This window comes from Roseateles sp. (assembly GCF_965262435.1).
GTDB lineage: Bacteria > Pseudomonadota > Gammaproteobacteria > Burkholderiales > Burkholderiaceae_C > Paucibacter_A.
Window position 1 is genome coordinate 4,266,520 of the sequence record NZ_OZ253537.1, and the last position, 19,472, is coordinate 4,285,991.

15 protein-coding genes and 1 pseudogene are annotated in these 19,472 nt (G+C 61.8%); 10 read left to right on the top strand and 6 right to left on the bottom strand.

The features are described from left to right. Window positions 1–24: 24 nt before the first annotated feature. From ACQY39_RS18400 to ACQY39_RS18410, 3 genes are read right to left on the bottom strand one after another with little or no spacing between them, the layout of a single operon-like run. A complete protein-coding gene (locus ACQY39_RS18400) occupies window positions 25–1,320 on the bottom strand; it encodes a hypothetical protein (protein ID WP_428508682.1) in 1,296 nt (431 codons plus the stop codon). A gap of 52 nt (window positions 1,321–1,372) precedes the next feature. Next, on the bottom strand, window positions 1,373–2,221 hold the full coding sequence (locus tag ACQY39_RS18405; RefSeq protein WP_428508684.1) for a LytR/AlgR family response regulator transcription factor: 849 nt from the start codon (window positions 2,219–2,221) through the stop codon (window positions 1,373–1,375). A 36-nt stretch (window positions 2,222–2,257) separates the two neighbouring features. Then, window positions 2,258–3,385: a sensor histidine kinase gene (locus ACQY39_RS18410; RefSeq protein WP_428508686.1), complete on the bottom strand. Its 1,128-nt coding sequence runs from the start codon at window positions 3,383–3,385 to the stop codon at window positions 2,258–2,260. Between the two features lie 139 nt (window positions 3,386–3,524). Between ACQY39_RS18410 and argH the strand changes: the two genes are divergently transcribed. The 3 genes from argH to ACQY39_RS18425 are packed head-to-tail and all read left to right on the top strand — an operon-like array spanning window position 3,525 to window position 7,340. Beyond that, window positions 3,525–4,952, top strand: coding sequence for an argininosuccinate lyase (gene argH / locus ACQY39_RS18415; RefSeq protein WP_428508688.1), 1,428 nt, complete (start codon window positions 3,525–3,527; stop codon window positions 4,950–4,952). Window positions 4,953–4,983: 31 nt separating this feature from the next. Then, window positions 4,984–6,615 carry a sensor histidine kinase gene (locus ACQY39_RS18420; protein WP_428508690.1) on the top strand — a complete coding sequence of 544 codons (1,632 nt, stop codon included), beginning with the start codon at window positions 4,984–4,986 and terminating at the stop codon, window positions 6,613–6,615. A gap of 17 nt (window positions 6,616–6,632) precedes the next feature. Continuing rightward, the gene (locus tag ACQY39_RS18425) at window positions 6,633–7,340 is read left to right on the top strand and encodes a response regulator transcription factor (protein WP_428508692.1); all 708 of its coding nucleotides are present in this window, start codon (window positions 6,633–6,635) and stop codon (window positions 7,338–7,340) included. Window positions 7,341–7,374: 34 nt separating this feature from the next. Here ACQY39_RS18425 and ACQY39_RS18430 read toward each other — a convergent pair whose 3' ends face one another. Then, window positions 7,375–7,962, bottom strand: a complete 588-nt coding sequence (locus tag ACQY39_RS18430) for a hypothetical protein (RefSeq protein ID WP_428508694.1) — start codon at window positions 7,960–7,962, stop codon at window positions 7,375–7,377. 296 nt (window positions 7,963–8,258) lie between these two features. Between ACQY39_RS18430 and ACQY39_RS18435 the strand changes: the two genes are divergently transcribed. Continuing rightward, window positions 8,259–8,408: a hypothetical protein gene (locus ACQY39_RS18435; protein ID WP_428508696.1), complete on the top strand. Its 150-nt coding sequence runs from the start codon at window positions 8,259–8,261 to the stop codon at window positions 8,406–8,408. Between the two features lie 56 nt (window positions 8,409–8,464). Here ACQY39_RS18435 and ACQY39_RS18440 read toward each other — a convergent pair whose 3' ends face one another. Beyond that, window positions 8,465–10,465 carry a methyl-accepting chemotaxis protein gene (locus tag ACQY39_RS18440; protein WP_428508698.1) on the bottom strand — a complete coding sequence of 667 codons (2,001 nt, stop codon included), beginning with the start codon at window positions 10,463–10,465 and terminating at the stop codon, window positions 8,465–8,467. A 381-nt stretch (window positions 10,466–10,846) separates the two neighbouring features. Between ACQY39_RS18440 and ACQY39_RS18445 the strand changes: the two genes are divergently transcribed. Beyond that, complete coding sequence (locus ACQY39_RS18445) at window positions 10,847–11,332, top strand: hemerythrin domain-containing protein (RefSeq protein ID WP_428508700.1); 486 nt, start codon at window positions 10,847–10,849, stop codon at window positions 11,330–11,332. A gap of 25 nt (window positions 11,333–11,357) precedes the next feature. Here the strand turns inward: ACQY39_RS18445 and ACQY39_RS18450 are convergent, their stop codons facing one another. Next, window positions 11,358–12,755 carry a methyl-accepting chemotaxis protein gene (locus tag ACQY39_RS18450; protein WP_428508702.1) on the bottom strand — a complete coding sequence of 466 codons (1,398 nt, stop codon included), beginning with the start codon at window positions 12,753–12,755 and terminating at the stop codon, window positions 11,358–11,360. A 197-nt stretch (window positions 12,756–12,952) separates the two neighbouring features. Here ACQY39_RS18450 and ACQY39_RS18455 point away from each other — a divergent pair. The 5 genes and pseudogenes from ACQY39_RS18455 to ACQY39_RS18475 form a co-directional block, all read left to right on the top strand. Continuing rightward, window positions 12,953–13,375: pseudogene (locus tag ACQY39_RS18455) on the top strand (DNA polymerase Y family protein); the annotation flags it as partial. Window positions 13,376–13,828: 453 nt separating this feature from the next. Beyond that, window positions 13,829–14,989: a hypothetical protein gene (locus tag ACQY39_RS18460; RefSeq protein WP_428508704.1), complete on the top strand. Its 1,161-nt coding sequence runs from the start codon at window positions 13,829–13,831 to the stop codon at window positions 14,987–14,989. 68 nt (window positions 14,990–15,057) lie between these two features. Next, window positions 15,058–16,524 carry a tyrosine-type recombinase/integrase gene (locus ACQY39_RS18465; RefSeq protein ID WP_428508706.1) on the top strand — a complete coding sequence of 489 codons (1,467 nt, stop codon included), beginning with the start codon at window positions 15,058–15,060 and terminating at the stop codon, window positions 16,522–16,524. After that, window positions 16,521–19,025, top strand: a complete 2,505-nt coding sequence (locus ACQY39_RS18470; protein ID WP_428508708.1) for a hypothetical protein — start codon at window positions 16,521–16,523, stop codon at window positions 19,023–19,025. The genes ACQY39_RS18465 and ACQY39_RS18470 overlap by 4 nt, the downstream gene beginning before the upstream one ends. Further along, a complete protein-coding gene (locus ACQY39_RS18475; protein WP_428508710.1) occupies window positions 19,015–19,461 on the top strand; it encodes a hypothetical protein in 447 nt (148 codons plus the stop codon). The genes ACQY39_RS18470 and ACQY39_RS18475 overlap by 11 nt, the downstream gene beginning before the upstream one ends. Window positions 19,462–19,472: the final 11 nt, after the last annotated feature.

Here is a 19,472-nt window from a genome sequence, read left to right on the forward strand (position 1 = left end):
TCTGTGTTTCAGCCAGCCCTGGGTCTACTCAGGGCTGGTTTTTTTACTCGTCAGCGACACGGCTTCGGCTTGGGCTGAGGTGAGCTTGCGGGCTTGCAAAAGCTGCAATTCGCCCAGGGTCGCCAGATCGGCAAAGTACTGCACAAAGTCGGGCCGGCTTGAGCATTCCAGAGGCTGGCCCGCGGCGGCTTCATAGAGCTTCCCAGCTTCAGAAAGCGCGCCCGCTTGAAGATCCATGCGCTCCTGCCCACGCGCGGTCCAGTCGGGCGTAGCACCGTCCGCACGCTTGCCAAGCGCTTCGGCCAGGGCGAGCGCGCCCAAGTCCTCACTCTCTTTCCAAAGTTGCAGCGCCAGGGCCGAGCAGGCTTGCTTCAATTCAAGGTCCTGCGCAGCTTCTTCCGCTTTGCACAGGCGCAACAGGCCGCTGCGCTGAAACAGTCCCGTGTCGACGGCAAACAGCACCCACAGCGATTGCTGCGCAGCCTTGCGCAGGCCTGGGGTCTGAACCAGCGGCAGGCTCAGCAAAGACTGCAAGACGTGGCGGCCGTAGTCGGTGGAACGGGGGGCCTGGGCAGCCCGCAACAAAGCCGCACGCTGGGCGCTCGCCGTGGGCATTTCACCCAAGGCCGCCAGCCAGGCCAGGCGATTGTCCGGCTCGACCTCCGCCCACAGGGACGCCGGCACACGCGTACAAGCGGCCGCACCCGAGCAATGCGCCTGCAAGGCCTGATACACGGCGAAAGGCTGGCGACTCTGAAGAGCCAGCTCCTGCAGCCGGGCCCGGGCCCGAGATCTCATGGCCTCGTCGGCCGGGTAGCGAAACTGCAGCCACTCCGCCACCACCTGAGATTGCGCATCAGCGCGAAGCCGAAGCTGGTGAGCCGACTCGTCGACCAGGCGACGTAAAGCCCGGCTCCGGCTGACGTCGGTTGAAGCGGCATCGCCTTCACCCTGACGCCACGCTTGATCGGCACACCAGCGCGCATCGACCCGCCGGGCTTCCCACTCCACTGCGTCGATGCGCGAGCCCGGCGGCGGCGTGACCGTGGCCACACCGGCCCGGCGGTAATGCTCGGCCAGCACCTGGTCCTCGGCTTCGCGAGCCAGGCTCCAGAAAGGGCTGATTGACGCGCCCGAAGCCGCATCGGTCTGGGCCATCACAGTGCCCGCGGCGAACTCGGCCGCCGCCTCAAGCGGCGGGCGCGCGGGCCAGCACAGCCACGCGGTCAGGCCCAGCCCGGCCACGCCGGCCAGCACACCAAGCCAGCGGCGGCGGCGATGTGGATGACGAAGATTTCGACGATCTGGCTCTGTGGCCATGCTGCCCCTCCCCGGAGTCCCTGTGTCGGGACAGCGATGATAGGGGCGTGGCTCAGCTACCCCGGTCGGCCAGCGCTTCCCGCACGGCCGCCACCTGGCGGCGCGAGACCGACAGCCATTCGTTGACATGGGCGATGCGCACCGCCCAGCCATCGGCCACCTCGGCGTTCACCAGGTCCAAGCCGCCGAGCTGGGTGTCGCCGGCATCGTCCGGGCTGGCATGGCTGGGCGCATGGCGCTCCAGCTGGCGCACCGCCGACTTGGCCACCAAGGCATTGCGGTGCACGCGCAGAAAGCGCTCACCCAGGCGCGGCTCCAGCTCGGACAGGCTGCCGTCCATCACCAGGCTTTGTGTGGCAGTGCGCAGGGTCAGGTACTTCAGCTCGGCCTTGAGGTACAGCACTTCGTTCAGCGGCACGCGGATCAAACGGCCGCGGTCGCTGACGACGATGACAGGCTGCTCGGGCTCCAGCTCGCCGGGCTGGGTGGCCTGAAAGGTTTGCATGGCCGAGCGCTCGGCCAGGCGCTGGGCGACGCGGGTCAGCGCCGCCTGCAGGCGCTCGCGCCGCACCGGCTTGGTCAGGTAATCCATGGCTTCGAGCTCAAAGGCACGCAAAGCATGGCCGGCATGGGCGGTGACGAAAACGATGGCCGGCGGCTGCGCCATCTGCTGCTGAAGGCTGTCGGCCAGTTGCAGGCCATCGGCGCCAGGCATCTGCACATCGAGCAGGATCAAGTCGCAGCTGTGCTCGCGCAGCCAATGCTGGGCCTGGGTGGCGCTGCCCGCCTCGGCCACCACCTCAGCGCGCGGGTCCACGCAGGCCTCGAGCAGGCTGCGCAGGCGCAGGCGAGCCAGGGGTTCGTCATCTACGAGAAACACGGTGAGGGCAGCGGGCTGCATGGCGTGAAACTGAAAAACGGAAAGACAGGGCAAGGGTCAAAGCGGCAGGACGATGCGCACGGCAAAGCGCCCCGGCGAAGGACTCAGCTCGAAGCTGGCCGCGACATCATGCATCAGGCGCAGGCGCTGACGCACATTGCGCAGGGCCAAACCGTGACCAGATGTTTGCGCCACGCGACCGACGCTGTTGCTGACGGAAATTTCCACCTCGGCACCGCGCCGGCGTGTGCGGATCTCGACGTCACCGCCCTCGTCATTGGGTTCGACGCCGTGGCGCACCGCGTTCTCGACCAAGGGCTGCAGCAGCAGGGGCGGCACGCGCGCGCCACTGGCGGCGGGGTCCAGGTCCCAGTGCAGGCGCAGGCGTTCGCCGAAGCGCACCTGCTCGATGTCGAGGTAGCGCCGCGCCAGCTCCACCTCCTCATCCAGGCGCACCACCGTGGTGGCGTCGGCCAGAGCGACGCGAAACAACTCGCTCAAGTCTTCCAGCAAGCCCTCGGCCTTGAGCGGGTCCAGGCGCACCAGGGCGATGGCGCTGTTCAAAGTGTTGAAAAGAAAGTGCGGGCGGATGCGCGCCTGCAGCTCGACCAACTGGGCCAGGGCGTCGGCCGGGCGCTGCGAGCGCTCGCGCAGCTTCATCCAGACCAACAGCAAGGCCGCCACCGCGGCGCCCGCCACGAAAATGCTGACGAGCCGGAACAGCGTGCTCGGTTCAAAGGCCGCAAAGCTGAGCAACTGCCAGCCCGTGGAGGAACACAGGCCACCCAGGCTCAACAAACCCAGCCATTGCGCAGGTTCGCTGAGCCGGGCGAGCAGGCGTTTGCCCCCACAGACCAGCAGCAACCAGAGCAACACGGCCGACAGCGTCACCACCGTGCCGCTGGCCACCCAGCTCATCCACTCGTCCAGATTGCGCGCCGCCAGCGCCAGGCCCAGAGCCAGCAAGCCCTGCACGCCCAGCACCGCGCGCAGCACCAGGCCGACATGGCAAACATCAAAGACCCGCTGCGGGTCGAACAGAGGCAGGACCTCGGTCTCCTCGGCCGGCTGGGTGGGCAGGCCGAGGATGCTGGTCAGGCTGGTGGTGTCGGGCCAGACACTGACGCGGCTGGGCATGCCGCCTTCGGCATCGGTGGAGGAAGGCTTGGGGCGAGGCGAGGACACGAGGGACACAGCTCCTGAAGTCATGCCAGCCGCACGGGGAAGCGGCCGGTGGGGCTCGATAGAATCGAGCGCCCTCGGATTGTGCGTCAGCCCCCGGGGGCCCCAGCCTCTTCTTCAGCAGCAAAGCGCCCTCCTGCCCATGTCCTCCTCCGCCCAAGCCCCCGGTCAGCCCAGTGACAACCAGCTCGCCAACAAGGCACAAGCCTGGTCCGCGCTCTTCTCCGAGCCCATGAGCGATCTGGTCAAGCGCTACACCTCCAGCGTGTTCTTCGACAAGCGCTTGTGGGCGGCCGACATCCAGGGCAGCCTGGCCCATGCCGAGATGCTGCATGCCCAGGGCATCCTGGCCGCCCAGGACCTGGCCGACATTGAGCGCGGCATGGCCCAGATCAAGAGCGAGATCGAAGCCGGCCAGTTCGACTGGCAGCTCGATCTGGAAGACGTGCACCTCAATATCGAAGCCCGCCTGACCGCCCTGGTCGGCCTGGCCGGCAAGCGCCTGCACACCGGCCGCAGCCGCAACGACCAAGTCGCCACCGATGTGCGCCTGTGGCTGCGCGGCGAGATCGACGAGCTGCTGCTCCTGCTCAAGGCCTTGCAGACCGCCCTGGTCGATGTGGCCGAGAAAAACGCCGAGACCATCCTGCCCGGCTTCACCCATCTGCAAGTGGCCCAGCCGGTCGCCTTCGGTCACCACCTGCTGGCCTATGTGGAAATGTTCGCCCGCGATGCCGAGCGTCTGGTCGATGCACGCCGCCGCGTCAACCGCCTGCCCCTGGGCGCGGCGGCTCTCGCCGGCACCAGCTACCCGTTGGATCGCGAGCGCGTGGCCCGCACGCTGGGCATGGAAGGTGTCTGCCAGAACAGCCTGGACGCCGTCTCCGACCGCGATTTCGCGATCGAGTTCAGTGCCGCCGCCTCGCTGGTGATGGTGCACATCTCGCGCCTGTCGGAAGAGCTGATCCTGTGGATGAGCCAGAGCTTCGGCTTCATCGACCTGGCCGACCGTTTCTGCACCGGATCAAGCATCATGCCGCAGAAGAAAAACCCCGATGTGCCCGAGCTGGCGCGCGGCAAGACCGGCCGCGTGGTCGGCCATCTGATGGGCCTGATCACCTTGATGAAGGGCCAGCCCCTGGCCTACAACAAGGACAACCAGGAAGACAAGGAGCCGCTGTTCGACACGGTGGACACCTTGAAAGACACGCTGCGCATCTTTGCCGAAATGGCCGGCGGCATCACGGTCAAGCCGGAAGCCATGGAGCGCGCGGCGCTCAAGGGCTACGCCACCGCCACCGACCTGGCCGACTACCTGGTCAAGAAAGGCCTGGCCTTCCGTGACGCGCACGAGATCGTCGCCCACGCGGTCAAGACCGCGATCGCCAGCGGCGTCGATCTGTCCCAGCTGCCCTTGCAAGAGCTGCAGAAGTTCGATGCCCGCATCGGCGACGATGTGTTCGAGGTGCTGAGCTTGCGCGGCTCGCTCAACGCCCGCAACATCCTCGGCGGCACGGCGCCGGCCCAGGTGCAGGCCCAGGTGGCCCGCCACCGCGCCCGCCTGGCGTAAATCCGGGCGATCCAGCACCGAGACCTCATTCATGTTCAAAGCCCGCTTGAGCGTCTGGCTGGGCGTGCTGGTGGCCGTGGTGGCCACCCAGTTCGCGGTGGTGGTCTGGCTGGTCAACCAGTCGGAGCTGGAACGCTCGCGCAGCCTGCGTGCCAAGGACGCCCTGGTCCAGTACCTGGACCTGGCCGCCAACAAGCAGCGGCTCAAGGTCTGGTTCGCCCAGTACCTGCTGACCGATGCGGCGCCCGTGCCCTTGCGTGACCGCTATCTTGAGCGCATGCAGGCGAGCCTGGTCGAGCTGGAGCGATTGCACGCGCTCGAAGCGGCCGACCCCAGCGACCAGGCCATCGAGACCGTATCGCGCCAGACCCTGGCCGCACTGCAAACGAACTTCGAGGCCTTGCGCGCCCAGATCCTGCAGGCCCAGCCGCACACCCCCCACCCCAACCCGAGCAGCGAGCGGGCCACGGTCTGGGACGAGATGCTGGGCGTGTTCGACATCTCCCAGGGTCAGGACATGCGCACCCTGATCGCCGAGGCGATCCGCCTGCAGGAGACGCACAGCCGCGCCACCGAGGCGGCCGCGCAGACCGCGCTGGAGCGCTCGCGCCGCCTCGCCATCTTCAGCATCCTGTCCACCATCGCCCTGTCCATGGGCTTTGTCGCCTATTTCGCCTGGGACATCCGCCGCCGCATGGCGCCCTTGCTGGATGGCACCCTGGCCTTGCAGGCCGGCCGCATGGAGCACCGCATCGCCGTGCACGGCCGCGACGAATTCGACCGCCTGAGCCTGAGCTTCAACCGCATGGCGGAAGAGATCCAGCTGCACCGCGCCAACGAAGCCAGCCAGCGCCAGCGCCTGGAAGACGCCGTGGCCCAGCGCACCCAGGACCTGCATGCCGCCAACCAACAGTTGCTGGAGATCGACCGCTCGCGCCGACAGTTTTTCGCCAACATCAGCCACGAGCTGCGCACGCCCACCACCGCCATCCTCGGCGAGGCCGAGATCAGCCTGCGCCGCAGCGGCCATGCTGAGAGCGTGTACCGCGAGGCGCTGGAGCGCGTGGCCGCCACCGCACGCCAGCTGGGCGCCCGCATCGCCGAGCTGATGAGCGTGGCCCGCCAGGGCGAGGACAGCCTGCAAGGTGAGCGCCATCCCATCGATATGCCGGCCCTGCTGCAGCAGGCGCTGGAGCAGCAACGCGGCGCGGCGGCCGCGCAAGGCCTGGATCTGCAGCTACAGGGTCAGGCGCTGGAGCTGCTGCAGGCCCTGCCCGGTCAAGGCCTGCAGCTGCGCGGCCAGGCCGCCAAGCTGGGCCAGGCCCTGACCATCTTGCTGGACAACGCACTGCGCTACACGCCCTCGCCGGGTTCAGTCCGCCTGGGTGCCAGCCTGGACCTGGCCACGCCCCAGCCCCGCCTGGTGCTGTGCGTGGAAGACAGCGGCATCGGCATGGCCCCCGAGGAACTGGGCCGAGCCAGCGAACGCTACTGGCGCGCCGAGGCCGCACGCCGCCTGCGCCCCGAGGGCATGGGCTTAGGCCTGGCGATTGCCGCAGACATTGCCGCCGCACATGAGGGCCGGCTGGAACTGCAAGCCCGGCCCGAGGGCGGCTGCCGTGCCTGCCTGATCCTGCCGCTGGATGCGGCGGCGCAAGACTGAGCAGCAAGGCCCACGACATGCCCCATCTCCTGATCGTCGAAGACGACCGCCGGGTCTCGGATTTTCTCAACCGCGGCCTGCGCGCCGAGGGTTACCAGATCACCGTGATCGAGCGCGGTGATCTGCTGCAAAAAAGCGTGGAACAGGTCGAGCCTGATCTGATCCTGCTCGATGTGATGCTGCCCGGCATCAGCGGTGTGGAAGCCTGCCAGCGCCTGCGCGCCGCGCGCTGCCGCACGCCGGTGCTGATGCTCACCGCCATGGATGCGCTGGAGGACAAGGTCAGCGGCCTGCGCTGCGGCGCCGACGACTACCTGACCAAGCCTTTTGCCTTCGAGGAGTTGTTGGCCCGCATCGAGGCCTTGCTGCGCCGCGCCGAAGCGCCCGGTGAAGACGCGGGCGGCAACGGCACCCGCCAGCGCCAGCTCAGCCTGGCCGATCTGGTGCTGGACCTGGAGCGCATGCAGGTGCGGCGCGATCAGCAGCTGGTGGCCATGACGGCGCGCGAGCTGGCCCTGCTGGAGCTTTTGATGCGCCACCCGGGCCGGGTGTTCAGCCGCGAGCGCATCCTCAACACCGTCTGGGGTTACAGCGAAGATCCGCTGACCAATGTGGTCGATGTCTACATCCGCCGCCTGCGCGCCAAGCTGGACGAGGGCCGCGAGCAGCCCCTGATCCAGACCGTGCGCGGCCTGGGCTACAAGATCGACAGCGAGCCGGCCTGAGCCTTCCGCTTCTGGCCGGACCCGCTGCAGCGACTCAGTTCGCCGCGTAGGGCAGCGAGGAGTGGTGCAGCACGATGCGGATCACGCCGCTGTCGTCCTTCTTGAAGGTCCAGGTCTTGTCCACGGTGGTGACCTTGCCGTTCTTGTCGGTCATGCTGACCTTGCCCATGGTGTTGGCCACATCGCCGTTGATGTGCACGGCGGCGTTGCTGACCTCCACCTTTTTCCAGCCCTTGAGGGCGAAGCCGCTGTCCTTGGGGAAATTCGTGTCGCCGCCGACGAAATAGGACAACGCGCCCTCCTTGGTGGTGCGGAAGGTCTGTGGCTCCACCGTCAGCGTGGGCTTGAACAGCACCGGGCCGAGCTTGTAGCCGTAGGCACCGTCCAGCACGGCGCTGGCCGTTGCCTTGGCCTTGGCGAGGCCACCGCTTTGGTAGTCGTCGCTGATCTTGACCAGGGCCTCGCCCCAGGCTTTTTGCGCGGCCTCAACCTCAGCAAGGCTGATATTGCTGTTGTAGACACGCGCTTCGCCGGTCTGGGCCAGGGCGGCGTTGGCGCCGAACAGGGCCAGCGAGGCGGCCAGGGTCAAAACACCGGTGGAGAGCTTGGATTTCATGTTCATGGCGAGCTTTGCGGTCGCGCTGCAGACGCAGGCGGGTTGAGGGGAGTGGTTGGCATCGTGAGCGAGGCCGACCGGGCGATTTCTCTGCTTCATTCAACGCCGCACCCTGGGGTGCTGCACGGCCTCCATTCCATCAAGCCGGCCTGATCGCTCCATGAACCAGAGATGAACCGCAGCGAACGCACAGATGAACCTCAGATGAACAGCCTGAGCCGCGCTACACCCCAATTCAGATACCGCTACGCCCGCCGGGCGACGCCAAGCGCGAACGCCAGAACCACGAGACCGGCGAAACGATGAGTCGCGGACAGGACAGGCTCACACCCGACACCCCGGTGCGCCGCAGCGAGGGCATCGTGCTCAAGGGCCAAAGCTGGACCGTGTTCGAGGCCAAGGACAGAAGCTACACCTGCAAGGTGCAGCTGCGCGCCGGGGCCGCTTCATGAGGGTGATCCAGCTGAACGTCAGCTCGCGCTACCAAACCGACGCGGGCGGCCCAAGCTCAGGCCTTGAGCCTCTCACCCTCGGGCAGCTTGAAACGCTCCACCCCGGCCACCAGCTCGCCCGATTCCTGCTGCAGTGCCTGGGCCGAGGCAACACTGCGTTCGACCAGGGCGACATTGCGCTGGGTCAGACCGTCGAGCTCCTGCACCGAGATACCGACCTGGGCCACGCCCTCGCGTTGCAGCGACGCGCCGCTGGCGATCTCAGCCAACAGCTGGTTCATGGCCTCGGCGCTGCGGGCGATGCGGGCCATGGTGCCCTCGACCTCGCCGACCTGCTCGCCACCCACCTGCACCCGCTCCAGGTTCGCAGAGATCAGGCTGCGAATCTCTTTCGAAGCCACGGCCGAGCGCTGCGCCAGAGCGCGCACTTCGGCCGCCACCACCGCGAAGCCGCGCCCCTCCTCGCCCGCCCGCGCCGCCTCCACCGCGGCATTGAGGGCGAGGATGTTGGTCTGAAACGCCAGGCTGTCGATCAGGCCCGTGATGTCAGCCATGCGGCCCGAGGCCTGCTCGATGCCCGAGATGCTGTGCCGCAGGCGCTGCACCTGGGTGCTGCCCTGCTGGGACAGGTCGGCGTTGCCGGTGGCCATGCCGGCGGCATCACCGGCGTGCTCTGCGGTCTGGCGCACGGTGACCGCAATCTGCTCCAAGGCCGAGGCCGAGGTCTGCAAGCTGGCCGCGCTTTGCTCGGTGCGCCGGGCCAGTTCCACGGCGCCCTGGGCCATGTCGGCACTGGCCTGCAGGATGGCGCCCGAGCCATCGCGCACGCCGGCGACGATGTGGCACAGCGAGGCTTGCATGTCATGCAAGGTGTTCATCAGCCGCGCCGCCTCATCGCAGCCCCAGGGCTCGGGGCGGGTGCGCAAGTCACCGGCCGTCATGGCCAGCATGTGCCGGCGCAGCTCTTTCAGCCCGCCGTCCATCACCAGGAAAAAACAGTGGAACAAATAGGCTGCCAGCGCCAGGCCGAGCACCGTGGCCAGGCCCAGCCACTGGCGAAGTTGCAGCTGCTGCGCTTCGCGCTCCGCCAGCAGACCGTCCAGGGCACGCAAGCCTTGGTCAGCCAGGCCCAGGGCTTGTTGCAAGGCCGCGTGGCCCTGGCGATAGGCCTGCTCGGCGGTGCGCGTACCCAGCAAACGGGTGGGATCGCCGACCTCGCTGCGGTAGGCCGCCACCGCGTCCAACGCCTCAACCGGGACCGCCTGCTTCAAGGCCGGCCGGGCCAGGGCCGCGCGCTGCAAATCGCTGCGCACCGCCTGCAGGCCACTCTGCACACCGGCATCCCAAACCGCATAACGGCGCAATTGCTCGGGCGTGTAGAAGCCCTTGGCCAAACCGAAAGTCGACCAGCCCCAGAGCTGGCCCAGGTCATCGGCCAGGCGCGGCAGATTGAGCACCAGGGCATCAACCAGGTAGAAGCCGTCCAGCTCGCCGTCAAGCACCAGACGCGAGTTATCGCCGATGCCCTGCAGCAAATCGACCACCGCCGCCGCCACCGGGCCGAAGACGGTGCGGCCCTGTTCGTCCACACCCTGCGGCGCCTGAGCCGCCTGCGACCACGCCGTTCTCAATGCCTGCAACTTGGGCTGCAAGCCCAGGGTGGCCAGGTCCTCCTGGCCGCCCTGGGCCAGGCGGGTCAGCGCCGCATCGACACGCTGTCGGCCTTGGGCCAGATCGGCTTCGGCCGGCTGGTAGCCGCCCAGCAAGGCGCGCGTGGCGTTGCGCACCTCCAGCAAGCTCAGCAACAAGGGCTGGGCCTGGGCCATCAAGCGCACCCCGGCGCGCTCCTTGCGCACCGTCTCCAGCGCCTGCTGCTGCGTCTGCCAGAAGCTCAGGCTCAGCAGCACGATGGGCAGGCCGAAGGCCAGGCTGATGCAGGCGGCCTTGAGCCGGAAGCTCAGGCGCCGGAACAGGCGCACGCCCAGGGCCCAGACGCCGTGGTGGCGAAAGAACTCGAGCGCCGGGCGGAGAGGAATCTCCGAAGCGTGGACGGACATGATCTGTTTTCCCTCGTTCAAGACTTGCCTAGAAGCGCCGGCCTCGCGGGCGATGCCGGGCCTTGGGTGAGCGGCTCCATCACCAGCAGGGAGCGGGCCGCTTCTTGGCGACTGCGTCAGGCCGCAGAGGGCCTGACACAGCGCATTGGGGCGCATTGTTGGCGCATGGCGCCGGCGCGATGGCCCGAGCAGAGCGGGCTCTGCCGGCCATCTTCACAATCACTCGAACGACATAAGCCGAACGGATCATGCTTAGAGAGCAAATGGGCGAACTGCGAACCGCGCCGCAAGAAGCTCGCAGTTGATCTGCCACAAGCACGGGCCAACTGACGCCCGCCTGGGCGCCATTCGGCCGCGCAAATGCGCTACCCTTGCGCCCCTATGAGCACCACCCTTGCATGGACCGAAGCCCTGGTCCTGAACCAGCCCCAGATCGACCAGACCCACCAGGAGTTCGTCGCCCTGCTCAATGAGCTGGGCGACGCGCTGGCCCAGCCCGAACCCGACCCGCTGCCCCTGTATGCGCGTCTGCTGAGCCACACCGAGCAGCATTTCGCGATGGAGGAAGGCTGGATGGCCGCCACCGGCTTTGCCGCCGACAACTGCCACAGCAAGCAGCACGCGATGGTGCTGGATGTGATGCGCCAGGTGCTGGCCCACACCCACGCCCATGCCGACCTGGAGCCCATGCGAAACCTGGTACCCGAGCTGGTCAACTGGTTTCCGGCCCACGCCGACATGATGGACGCAGCCCTGGTCTTCCACATGAGTCAGGTCGGCTACGACCCGCTCACGGGCCAGACCACCCAGCCCATGGCCACCGAGGCCAGTGGCATCAGCTCCTGCGGCAGCCAAGGCTGCAGCTGATGCAGCCGAGCCCTGGCACGCGTCTTCAGTGCCGGGCCATTTTGAACACCGCCACCGCCTCGCCCAGCTCCGCGGCATAGTCGCGCAGGCTTTGCGCTGCGGCCGCCGACTCCTCCACCAGGGCGGCATTCTGCTGCGTCATCTGATCCAGCTCGCCCACCGAGGCGCTGACCTGACTGATGCCTCGGCTTTGCTCGGCGGCCGAGGTGGAGATCTCGCCGATGATGTCGCTGACCCGCTGCACCGAGGTGACGATGTCGCCCATGGTCTGGCCGGCATCGCTGACCAGGCGTGAACCCTGCTCCACCCGCGCCACGCTGCTGCCAATCAAGCTCTTGATCTCCCGGGCGGCCTCGGCGCTGCGCTGGGCCAGGCTGCGCACCTCGCCAGCCACCACGGCAAAGCCTCGGCCCTGCTCGCCCGCACGCGCGGCCTCGACCGCGGCGTTCAGGGCCAGGATATTGGTCTGGAAGGCAATGCCATCGATGACGCCGATGATGTCGCCGATCTTGCGCGAGCTGGTGTTGATCTCGTCCATGGTGCTGACCACCTGCCCCACCACCTCGCCACCGCGCAAAGCCACGCTGGCGGCCGTGTGGGCCAACTCGCTGGCACTTCGCGCGGCCTCGGCGCTCTGGCCGACTGCGCGGGTCAACTCTTCCATGGAACTGGCAGCGCGCTGCAGATTGCTGGCGGCCTGCTCGGTACGCGTGGAGAGGTCCAGGCTGCCCGAGGCAATCTCGGACGCGGCCGTGCGGATGGAATCGGTGCTGTCGCGGACCGAGGCCATCGCGTCTTCGACCGCACCCAAAGCGTCCAGCATGCGGCGGGTGGTCGGCTCACGGCTCAAGCTCTGAACGACGGCGAAGTCGACCTTCCCGTCCTTGTTCATCAGGCGCAGCGCGATCGTATTCAGCTCTTCGCCCACCCGGGAAGCGGCCTGCGCCCGGCGCGCCAAGACCATCAGCACACCGGCCTCGGCGACCACAAACGCGGCATGCTCCAGGACGATGGCCAGGCTGGGCTGGGTGAAGCAGATCGGGCCCCAGCCCCATTGCTGGAAATAGTTGAAGCTCAGGTGATGCAGGGCCACGGTCAGGGCCGCCACCAGAATGGGCAGGGTGCTGCGGTAGACCGCGGTGACCGCGAGAAAGGCGAACACGCTGAAGTGGGCCTCGGTGTGCCCGCGCGCCACCTGGATCATCAAAGCCACCATGGCCATGCCCAGAAACGGCAGACCCAGCTGCGCCGCAGTGCCGCCCTGCGAAAACCAAGCCAGGCCCAGAGCCGCGACCATCAGCGACACGCCAAGCCCCAAGGCCAGGCCGAAACTGTCGTAGGCCGCCCCATAGGCCAAGCAGCCCAGCAAGAGCAGCAGAATGGCACCCAGCAAGGTGCGGTCGTTCAGATGCAAGGCCTTCATCGGTGGGTCTCCCTGGGGCCGCCTGTTCGGTGTGCAGGGCTTGCAGATGTGATCCGTGGCGGTCCGCCGCTCATTCTGGCCAAAACGCCCCCCCGCCAGAGCCGAAACAGAGGCGAGTTTGCAGGCCTGCTCGCAGGCTGGCGCGCTGCCTCCTGCTGACAGTCGCTGTCAGCAGCGGCAGGCCACAATCGAGCTCGATGACTGATTCCCCGCTCCCCGGCACCCGCGGCCTTTCGCCCCTGCCCGATCGCCTGATCGCGCACCTGGACATGGACGCCTTCTATGCCTCGGTGGAGCTGCTGCGCTACCCCGATCTGAAAGGCCAGGCCGTGGTGATCGGCGGGCGGCGCATGCACGAGCCGCGCACCTTGACCGACGGCACGCGTGAATACTCGCGGCTGCGCGACTACACCGGCCGCGGCGTCATCACCACCTCCACCTATGCCGCGCGCGACCTGGGCGTGTTCTCGGGCATGGGCATGATGAAGGCCGCCCTGCGCGCGCCCGATGCCATACTGCTGCCCACCGATTTCGAGGCCTACCGGCATTACTCGCGCCTGTTCAAGGCGGCGGTGGCCGAGATCGCGCCGGTGATCGAGGACCGCGGCATCGATGAGATCGTATGAGTGTTTTATAGACGGAATGTAACCTAAGTCATTTTCCACCTATGAGACGGAACTGTGGCGGACTGCGCAGGATGTAATGCTTCAGCGCCCGTCGGAAAATCTTTTATTTCTAATAGCTTTAGTAATTTATCGGTTCGGGTGTATGGCAGCAAATCAGTGCGGCCATTGGCGGCCCGGCGCGCGGTGGCGAGCGGCCGCGGGTGGCGGCCGAAAAACGCGCTGCTTCCGATTGCCTGAACAGCCGCAATCGGAAGCAAAAGTTATAATGTTTTCATTATTTATACGTCTAGTCGTGTAATGAAAACACAATCGGCCGGCAGCAATTTCCTACTCCTGCATGAAGACGGGCGGATTCACTATCCGTTTTCAAAGTTCTTGACTCTCCGATTTGACAATCCGCACACCAGAGAACTTGTAAGCCAACCCCTGCGGTTGCTAGGAAAGTACATGTCTGCGCACGGAATCGAGTTGGCCGTCCGGGCACTGGACGGGCGCTGCCTTACCTACGGTGAATGCGCCGACCTCGCTGGCCTCTGCTACAGGCCGTTGGATGAAGTCGAACTGCTCACGGACAAGAAGGTAAAACTCATCACCAGCGCAAAGGCTGGTCAAGCGCCCAGGGACGCCCGGGGAGCCGTCGAAGACAACACCGCGAAGAAACGCCTCTTCTATATCGCGGCGTATCTCCAATTCTTCCGCGAGGCTTTTTTGGACGAACACATACGTTCGAGTTCAACTAGATCTGAGCTTGCCGAGAGTTACGCTCGAACACAGAAGCGTCTCACAGACGAAATTCGCGGAACAAAACAAAACCACCATGTCAACATTCGATCACTTCCGAGCGCAAAGTTCTTAGAAATTATTCGCGTCGTCGTGGTAGAGCCAGAACGCATTTTTCTGACTGCATCTGGGAAGGTTTCGTCCACCCTTTACAGAGATAGAGCGATGGTCCTGCTTGCGTGCGAATGCCTTCGACCTGGCGCGATAGCAAACATCGCGCGCGACGACTTTCGTCCGTCCGGCGGCTATCTCAACATAAAGGATCACAGAAAAAAGCGCCAAGGCAGGACGACGACTGGCACCCCTGTTCTAAAGCTTGGACAGAGCACCAGCGTAAATAGCGCATCTGAAACAATGATTACGCTTTACCCCTTCACAGTAAGCGCTATTCAAGATTACATCAGGGAAGAACGAGAACCAATACTTACCAAGCGCCTGAGGAATCTCAGTCGCGGATTTCTATTTTTATCTCAGAACGGCGGCCCGATCGGTCATCGATCCAGCTTGACAACTATGTTTCATGAGTTGGGGGAACAGCTTAGAGAACTTGATTTTTTGAGTGTAGGCGATGACCCATATTTTCATGATAAGGCACAGTATGACTTCTACGGATACGTCCTTCGACATTCCGCCGCCAGTCTATTCGTAGAGTCGAAAGGGACATCTGATGCAACCTTGGACGAAATGCGAATTCGGTTTGGCTGGACAGCATTGAGCAAAATGCCGCAACGATATGCTGACCGCGCCCTGAGCGACAAGGCAAATATCGATCTAATGGATTTCAATCAATCCCTGCTTGAAGCGTCAAGGCGAGGAAATTCTAAATGAGCATAGTCCATCAGATGATTGGCAGTTCCTCGTGCGAATGGGACGAACTCTACCCCCTGCAGTGGACGATGTCCGAAACCAAAGGGAAAGGCGCTGATCGCATCACAACCACTGAGGAATTCGATCTAAGGTCACTCAGCCCCCACTACAGCACATCATTTTTAATTGAACTCAAGAATCTGCTTATAGATCGACGTAAAAGGGTTGCACTAATCACCGTCAAGACAGAATTCACAAATTTGCGATCGCTTTTTCGTCAAATACACGAAAACAAGATTGCGGTCACCCCAATAACGCAGATTGACCAGCCGCTCCTTCTAGGCCTTCGAACTATTCTCGAAGAAGTATCCGCACCTGCATTGAACCGATTAAAGGGCTGGTTCAACGATCACCATGAGTCGTTATGTTTCGCAGATGACCTTACAAAGCAAGATTTCCCCACAAAGAAATCAGCCAAAGGAGCGATGGGGGAATTGACGGCGCGGATACTTACTCGTGCCCTTACGAGAGCGGCATGTGTGACGGTGTTACGAGCGGCAGACGAGGCTTACGAAGAGGGTGTGATTGAAATAGGAACATACAGTTGCCTGCATCTGGCCTTTCATATCTTTTGCCGACCCACAAGTTACCGACGCCTAAGGCTCGCTGATCTGCGAATCGATAGAAATCCCGAGACAGAAACGACCAACTATTTTCTTCTTGTGTCACCGGCCAAAACACAAGTTAGCAACCCTGGAAAATTTCCCTTCCAACTGAACAAGATCGTTGGGGAGCTTCTCGAAGCGCAACGGCTAAACGTTATCGATAATTTCTCCCACTTGGTGGACCAGGCCGACATCGGGAAACTCGCAATGTTTCCATCGGTGCGACTAAACAAAGATCGCGACGGCTGGGTAAGTGAGCATGCGCAAAGAAACTTCGGGCAATGCACCAATAACGCGTTCATCACCGCGTATTTTCGCTCACTTTACAGACTAATTCCGTCAGTCAAATTCAATTTCAACGCACTGCGCCACACTATTGGGACCCAGCTAGCAGAAGCCGGATGTTCCGGGAAAACGATTCAGGCTGTGCTGAAGCACGCCTCTGACAAGACATGCCAAGCTTATGTAGATATCGCCTTCCACGGTTTAATTGACCAGCTGAGCGACACTTTGCAACCTGGCTTCGAAGAACATTTCCCCACGTTCGACAAATTCCGCTCTAAAACTGAGCCCGTGGATCCACAAAGAGCGATTCGAAGCGACGATCTGGCGACGAATCGCTCCGAGCTAACAGGTGAGTGCGGAAGAAGCATAGCGTGTCAGTTCGCCCCGCTTTCGTGCTATGCGTGCCCTAGATTTATCCCATGCTTTGACGCCGATCACACGATCAATTTAGATCTAGTCGACACCGAGATAGTTAGATGCAAGCAAATGGGCCTGCCATTCAGGCACATGCTTTCCCGAGCGACAGATATTCGCCGTCATATCATAGTTGTCATGGCAGCGTCCGATCGGAAGCGCCACGAAATGGCGGCAGGAGCAACTGCGTGAACGCGCTGATCGACCTTGATGGCGTTCGTCAAAGAAATGCTCTCGCCGCATGGTCGGCCAATTGTCGGCGAGCATTTGGACGGAGATTTCCAAAAATTGACTTTGAAAATGATATATGGCCAATAGAAACGCTTTACGCCTCACGGGTCCGAGATATTAGCCTTCAAGCGCCGCTTCAAGACTTTGAAGTGAAGGACAGCAGTTTCAATGATGCTTTGAGATGCATCGCTGCGACTATCGCCGTCGCAGATCGGTTGAAAGATCCCAGACCTGAATTGAGAGCATTCCGACTGCTCAGTGACGTGCAGGCTGAAACCATATTCGATCTATCGATTCCTGATCTGATGTCTCTGGAAGCCAATCTCCTGATAAAAGCCAAGGCCGCACCGGAAACAGCTCAGACCGCGCGTCATCTTCTGAGAAGACTAGGACGTCACCTGGAAACCTTGTCTTCAAAATCGATCATTTCCAGGATCAAATACAAACCATCTCGCGAGGTACAAGCAGCCTTAGCCACGCTTCAAAGAGCTCACCGAAGTTGGTTAAAGGATAAAGCATCTAAAACGCTGGACAATAAAATCGAATCGCTTTCCGAATCGATTACTTCTGCCTTCAGGCAGGACCCCATTTTATCAGTTACAGACATTTCGACTATCAGCCTAATGGCAATGGAAATGTCCGCCCCATCCAGAATCAACGAAATCCTCTGCCTCTCGGTAGATGATCGCGTAAGCCTCGACGACTATGTAAAGCGTTCCGATGGGAAATCCAGCGATCAAACGCACTCCGCACATCAGACGTTAATAGTCACGATGAAGGGAAGTAAGGGCGCCGCATGGGGAGCTAAGCCGATTCTCAATTTCATGATTGGTCTTTTTAATCTCTCTATAGAAACAATAATTAACAACGGGAAGCGCTCAAGAAAACTCGTTAATTGGTACGAAAAGAATCCTCAGAAGCTCTTTCTGCCCCCAGATTTAGAGTATTTACGCGGTGGACAAATTTCAGTGAATGATCTCTGGCGAATCATGAACTTCGCGGATTCGCCAAAGACCGACCGGCGCCCTAGGAGTAGTAACGTAACCGTATTTAGAGAGCTCAAATCAAAGCTTCTCTTTCTTCCAAATCCACGGCTTGGCGAACCTGGACAGAAGAAACTGCTGCCGGTGCTTCGTTGGGATGACTTAGAGCCGCATCTTCTAAAACGCGTGCACTCGGCGATGGAGGACTGCCGCAGAGTTACGACACACAACCACTACAAGGGCACGCTTTCAAGGATGTTGTTCCTTCTTGATGTTGAAGATACACCTTATTTGCCGAGTTCGTTGAAGTATGCAACGGTTGCGCGTAGATTGAAATCACATACATCGGATGTCGAATTTTATGATCGGCATCGCCGCGCGAGACTAGAACCGACCATCTTTCAAAAGCTTAATATAGTGATGCCCATCGACGGCAAAGTCGGTTTTGCCGAAATTGAAACTCACGATCCACGTCGATGGCTAAACACCCAAGCTCTTCTTCATAGAGAGAAACTATCTGACGCCCTAATTAACAAATGGGCGCGAAGATTAGACATTCGACAGCTCGATAGCTACGACCTCCGCACGCCAGAGCAGAAGGCCGATAAGTCCGCTATGCCCACCGTCGTTGAACTCACGGATCTTTCTGCGGGACTCGAAGCGATTCACAGGGCGGAGGAAAACTACGGACTGAATAGCGAACTCGTCGTTGTCGACGAGGCACGTATCACGATGACCAGTATGGAGTCAATAGCACAAGCCGTGGAAACGAGACCTGTTGCCAGGACATCAGAGCAGCTATTTGTCATCTACCCAAATTGGTATGGCGCGTGTATCCACCAGCACCATGAGAAACCATGTACGGCCTATTTGTCATGCCTTCCCTGCGATAACAATCTTGTAGTCAAGGGGCATCTTCCGACGAATGAAGAGGTTAGAAAGCGCTCTCATGTCCTCTATCAAAGCATAGTCGATCAGATTGAGAAACTTGTCTTCGCGCATAACCGCTCCATTGCTGACAACCCCGGCGATCTTGCTGAGCATGTGTTTACTTTGGCAAGCAAGGGACTGTCGGCAACAGGCATGGCGGATGATTTGACTGAAAGATTTCATGAGATCCGCCATCTCATTAAGGAAGTCGCATTTTTCAATAAGCTTGAAGAGGCCTTTGTAGCCAGAAAAATGGTGCATCACTTGGACAGTCCGAATGTTGCAAGCGGCGCACTCATCAAATATCACAATCCTACGAGGCATGCATCGCCCGGCATGGAACGCGCCATGGAAGCCAATGGCACAAGATCGGAGGTAGGAACTCGACGAGAGAGCCTGATAAAACTCTATCCCGAGTTTGCGCCTACAAGTATAGGATTATTGGACCAGCGCGCGCTCCTCACCGAAGAAGACGATGACTCTGAAGAGGAGGATTCTCAAATGAAAGGAGCAGACCTCGCTGGAGAGGTCAACAACGATGTCCAATGAAAAAGCCGGGCGCCCAGAAATTCTGACTCTTGAAGTGGCAAAGAAAATTGCCAAGCTAATTGAACGTTTTCCGGATGCAGAAATACCTGCAACTTGGGACAACGTTACAGCTCAATGCAAAAAATGCTACGGTCTAGATTTCGATTGGCGAACCCTATCTCAAAAGAGATGGGATGGTGAAAAGTTAATTGCAAACGCGCTGACCGCTGCAAAAGACATTCAGAAGCGAATGCGGAACGACTCGTCGCCAAGCTACAAGACTTCATCGCGCGCAACTTTGTTGGAGCTAGTGCAGAAGCAAAACGCCAAGATTCTGTCATTAAAGGACGAACTTGAAAAGGTCCGATCTCACCAAATGGATACTTTAGATGCTTTTCTCCATACAAGGCTCGATCTTCAAGAATTGCTGAATAGAGCGTCAAGCGAGAAACTTTAACGCAAAGGGAA

What these genes read in the sequence shown, in the direction of transcription:
- ACQY39_RS18435 (WP_428508696.1), top strand. Translation starts at nt 8,259, where the DNA reads ATGAGTCGCGGACAGGACAGGCTCACACCCGACACCCCGGTGCGCCGC.
- ACQY39_RS18400 (WP_428508682.1), bottom strand. Translation starts at nt 1,320, where the DNA reads ATGGCCACAGAGCCAGATCGTCGAAATCTTCGTCATCCACATCGCCGC.
- ACQY39_RS18405 (WP_428508684.1), bottom strand. Translation starts at nt 2,221, where the DNA reads ATGCAGCCCGCTGCCCTCACCGTGTTTCTCGTAGATGACGAACCCCTG.
- ACQY39_RS18430 (WP_428508694.1), bottom strand. Translation starts at nt 7,962, where the DNA reads ATGAACATGAAATCCAAGCTCTCCACCGGTGTTTTGACCCTGGCCGCC.
- ACQY39_RS18460 (WP_428508704.1), top strand. Translation starts at nt 13,829, where the DNA reads ATGTCTGCGCACGGAATCGAGTTGGCCGTCCGGGCACTGGACGGGCGC.
- ACQY39_RS18475 (WP_428508710.1), top strand. Translation starts at nt 19,015, where the DNA reads ATGTCCAATGAAAAAGCCGGGCGCCCAGAAATTCTGACTCTTGAAGTG.
- ACQY39_RS18465 (WP_428508706.1), top strand. Translation starts at nt 15,058, where the DNA reads ATGTCCGAAACCAAAGGGAAAGGCGCTGATCGCATCACAACCACTGAG.
- ACQY39_RS18445 (WP_428508700.1), top strand. Translation starts at nt 10,847, where the DNA reads ATGAGCACCACCCTTGCATGGACCGAAGCCCTGGTCCTGAACCAGCCC.
- ACQY39_RS18440 (WP_428508698.1), bottom strand. Translation starts at nt 10,465, where the DNA reads ATGTCCGTCCACGCTTCGGAGATTCCTCTCCGCCCGGCGCTCGAGTTC.
- argH (WP_428508688.1), top strand. Translation starts at nt 3,525, where the DNA reads ATGTCCTCCTCCGCCCAAGCCCCCGGTCAGCCCAGTGACAACCAGCTC.
- ACQY39_RS18420 (WP_428508690.1), top strand. Translation starts at nt 4,984, where the DNA reads ATGTTCAAAGCCCGCTTGAGCGTCTGGCTGGGCGTGCTGGTGGCCGTG.
- ACQY39_RS18425 (WP_428508692.1), top strand. Translation starts at nt 6,633, where the DNA reads ATGCCCCATCTCCTGATCGTCGAAGACGACCGCCGGGTCTCGGATTTT.
- ACQY39_RS18450 (WP_428508702.1), bottom strand. Translation starts at nt 12,755, where the DNA reads ATGAAGGCCTTGCATCTGAACGACCGCACCTTGCTGGGTGCCATTCTG.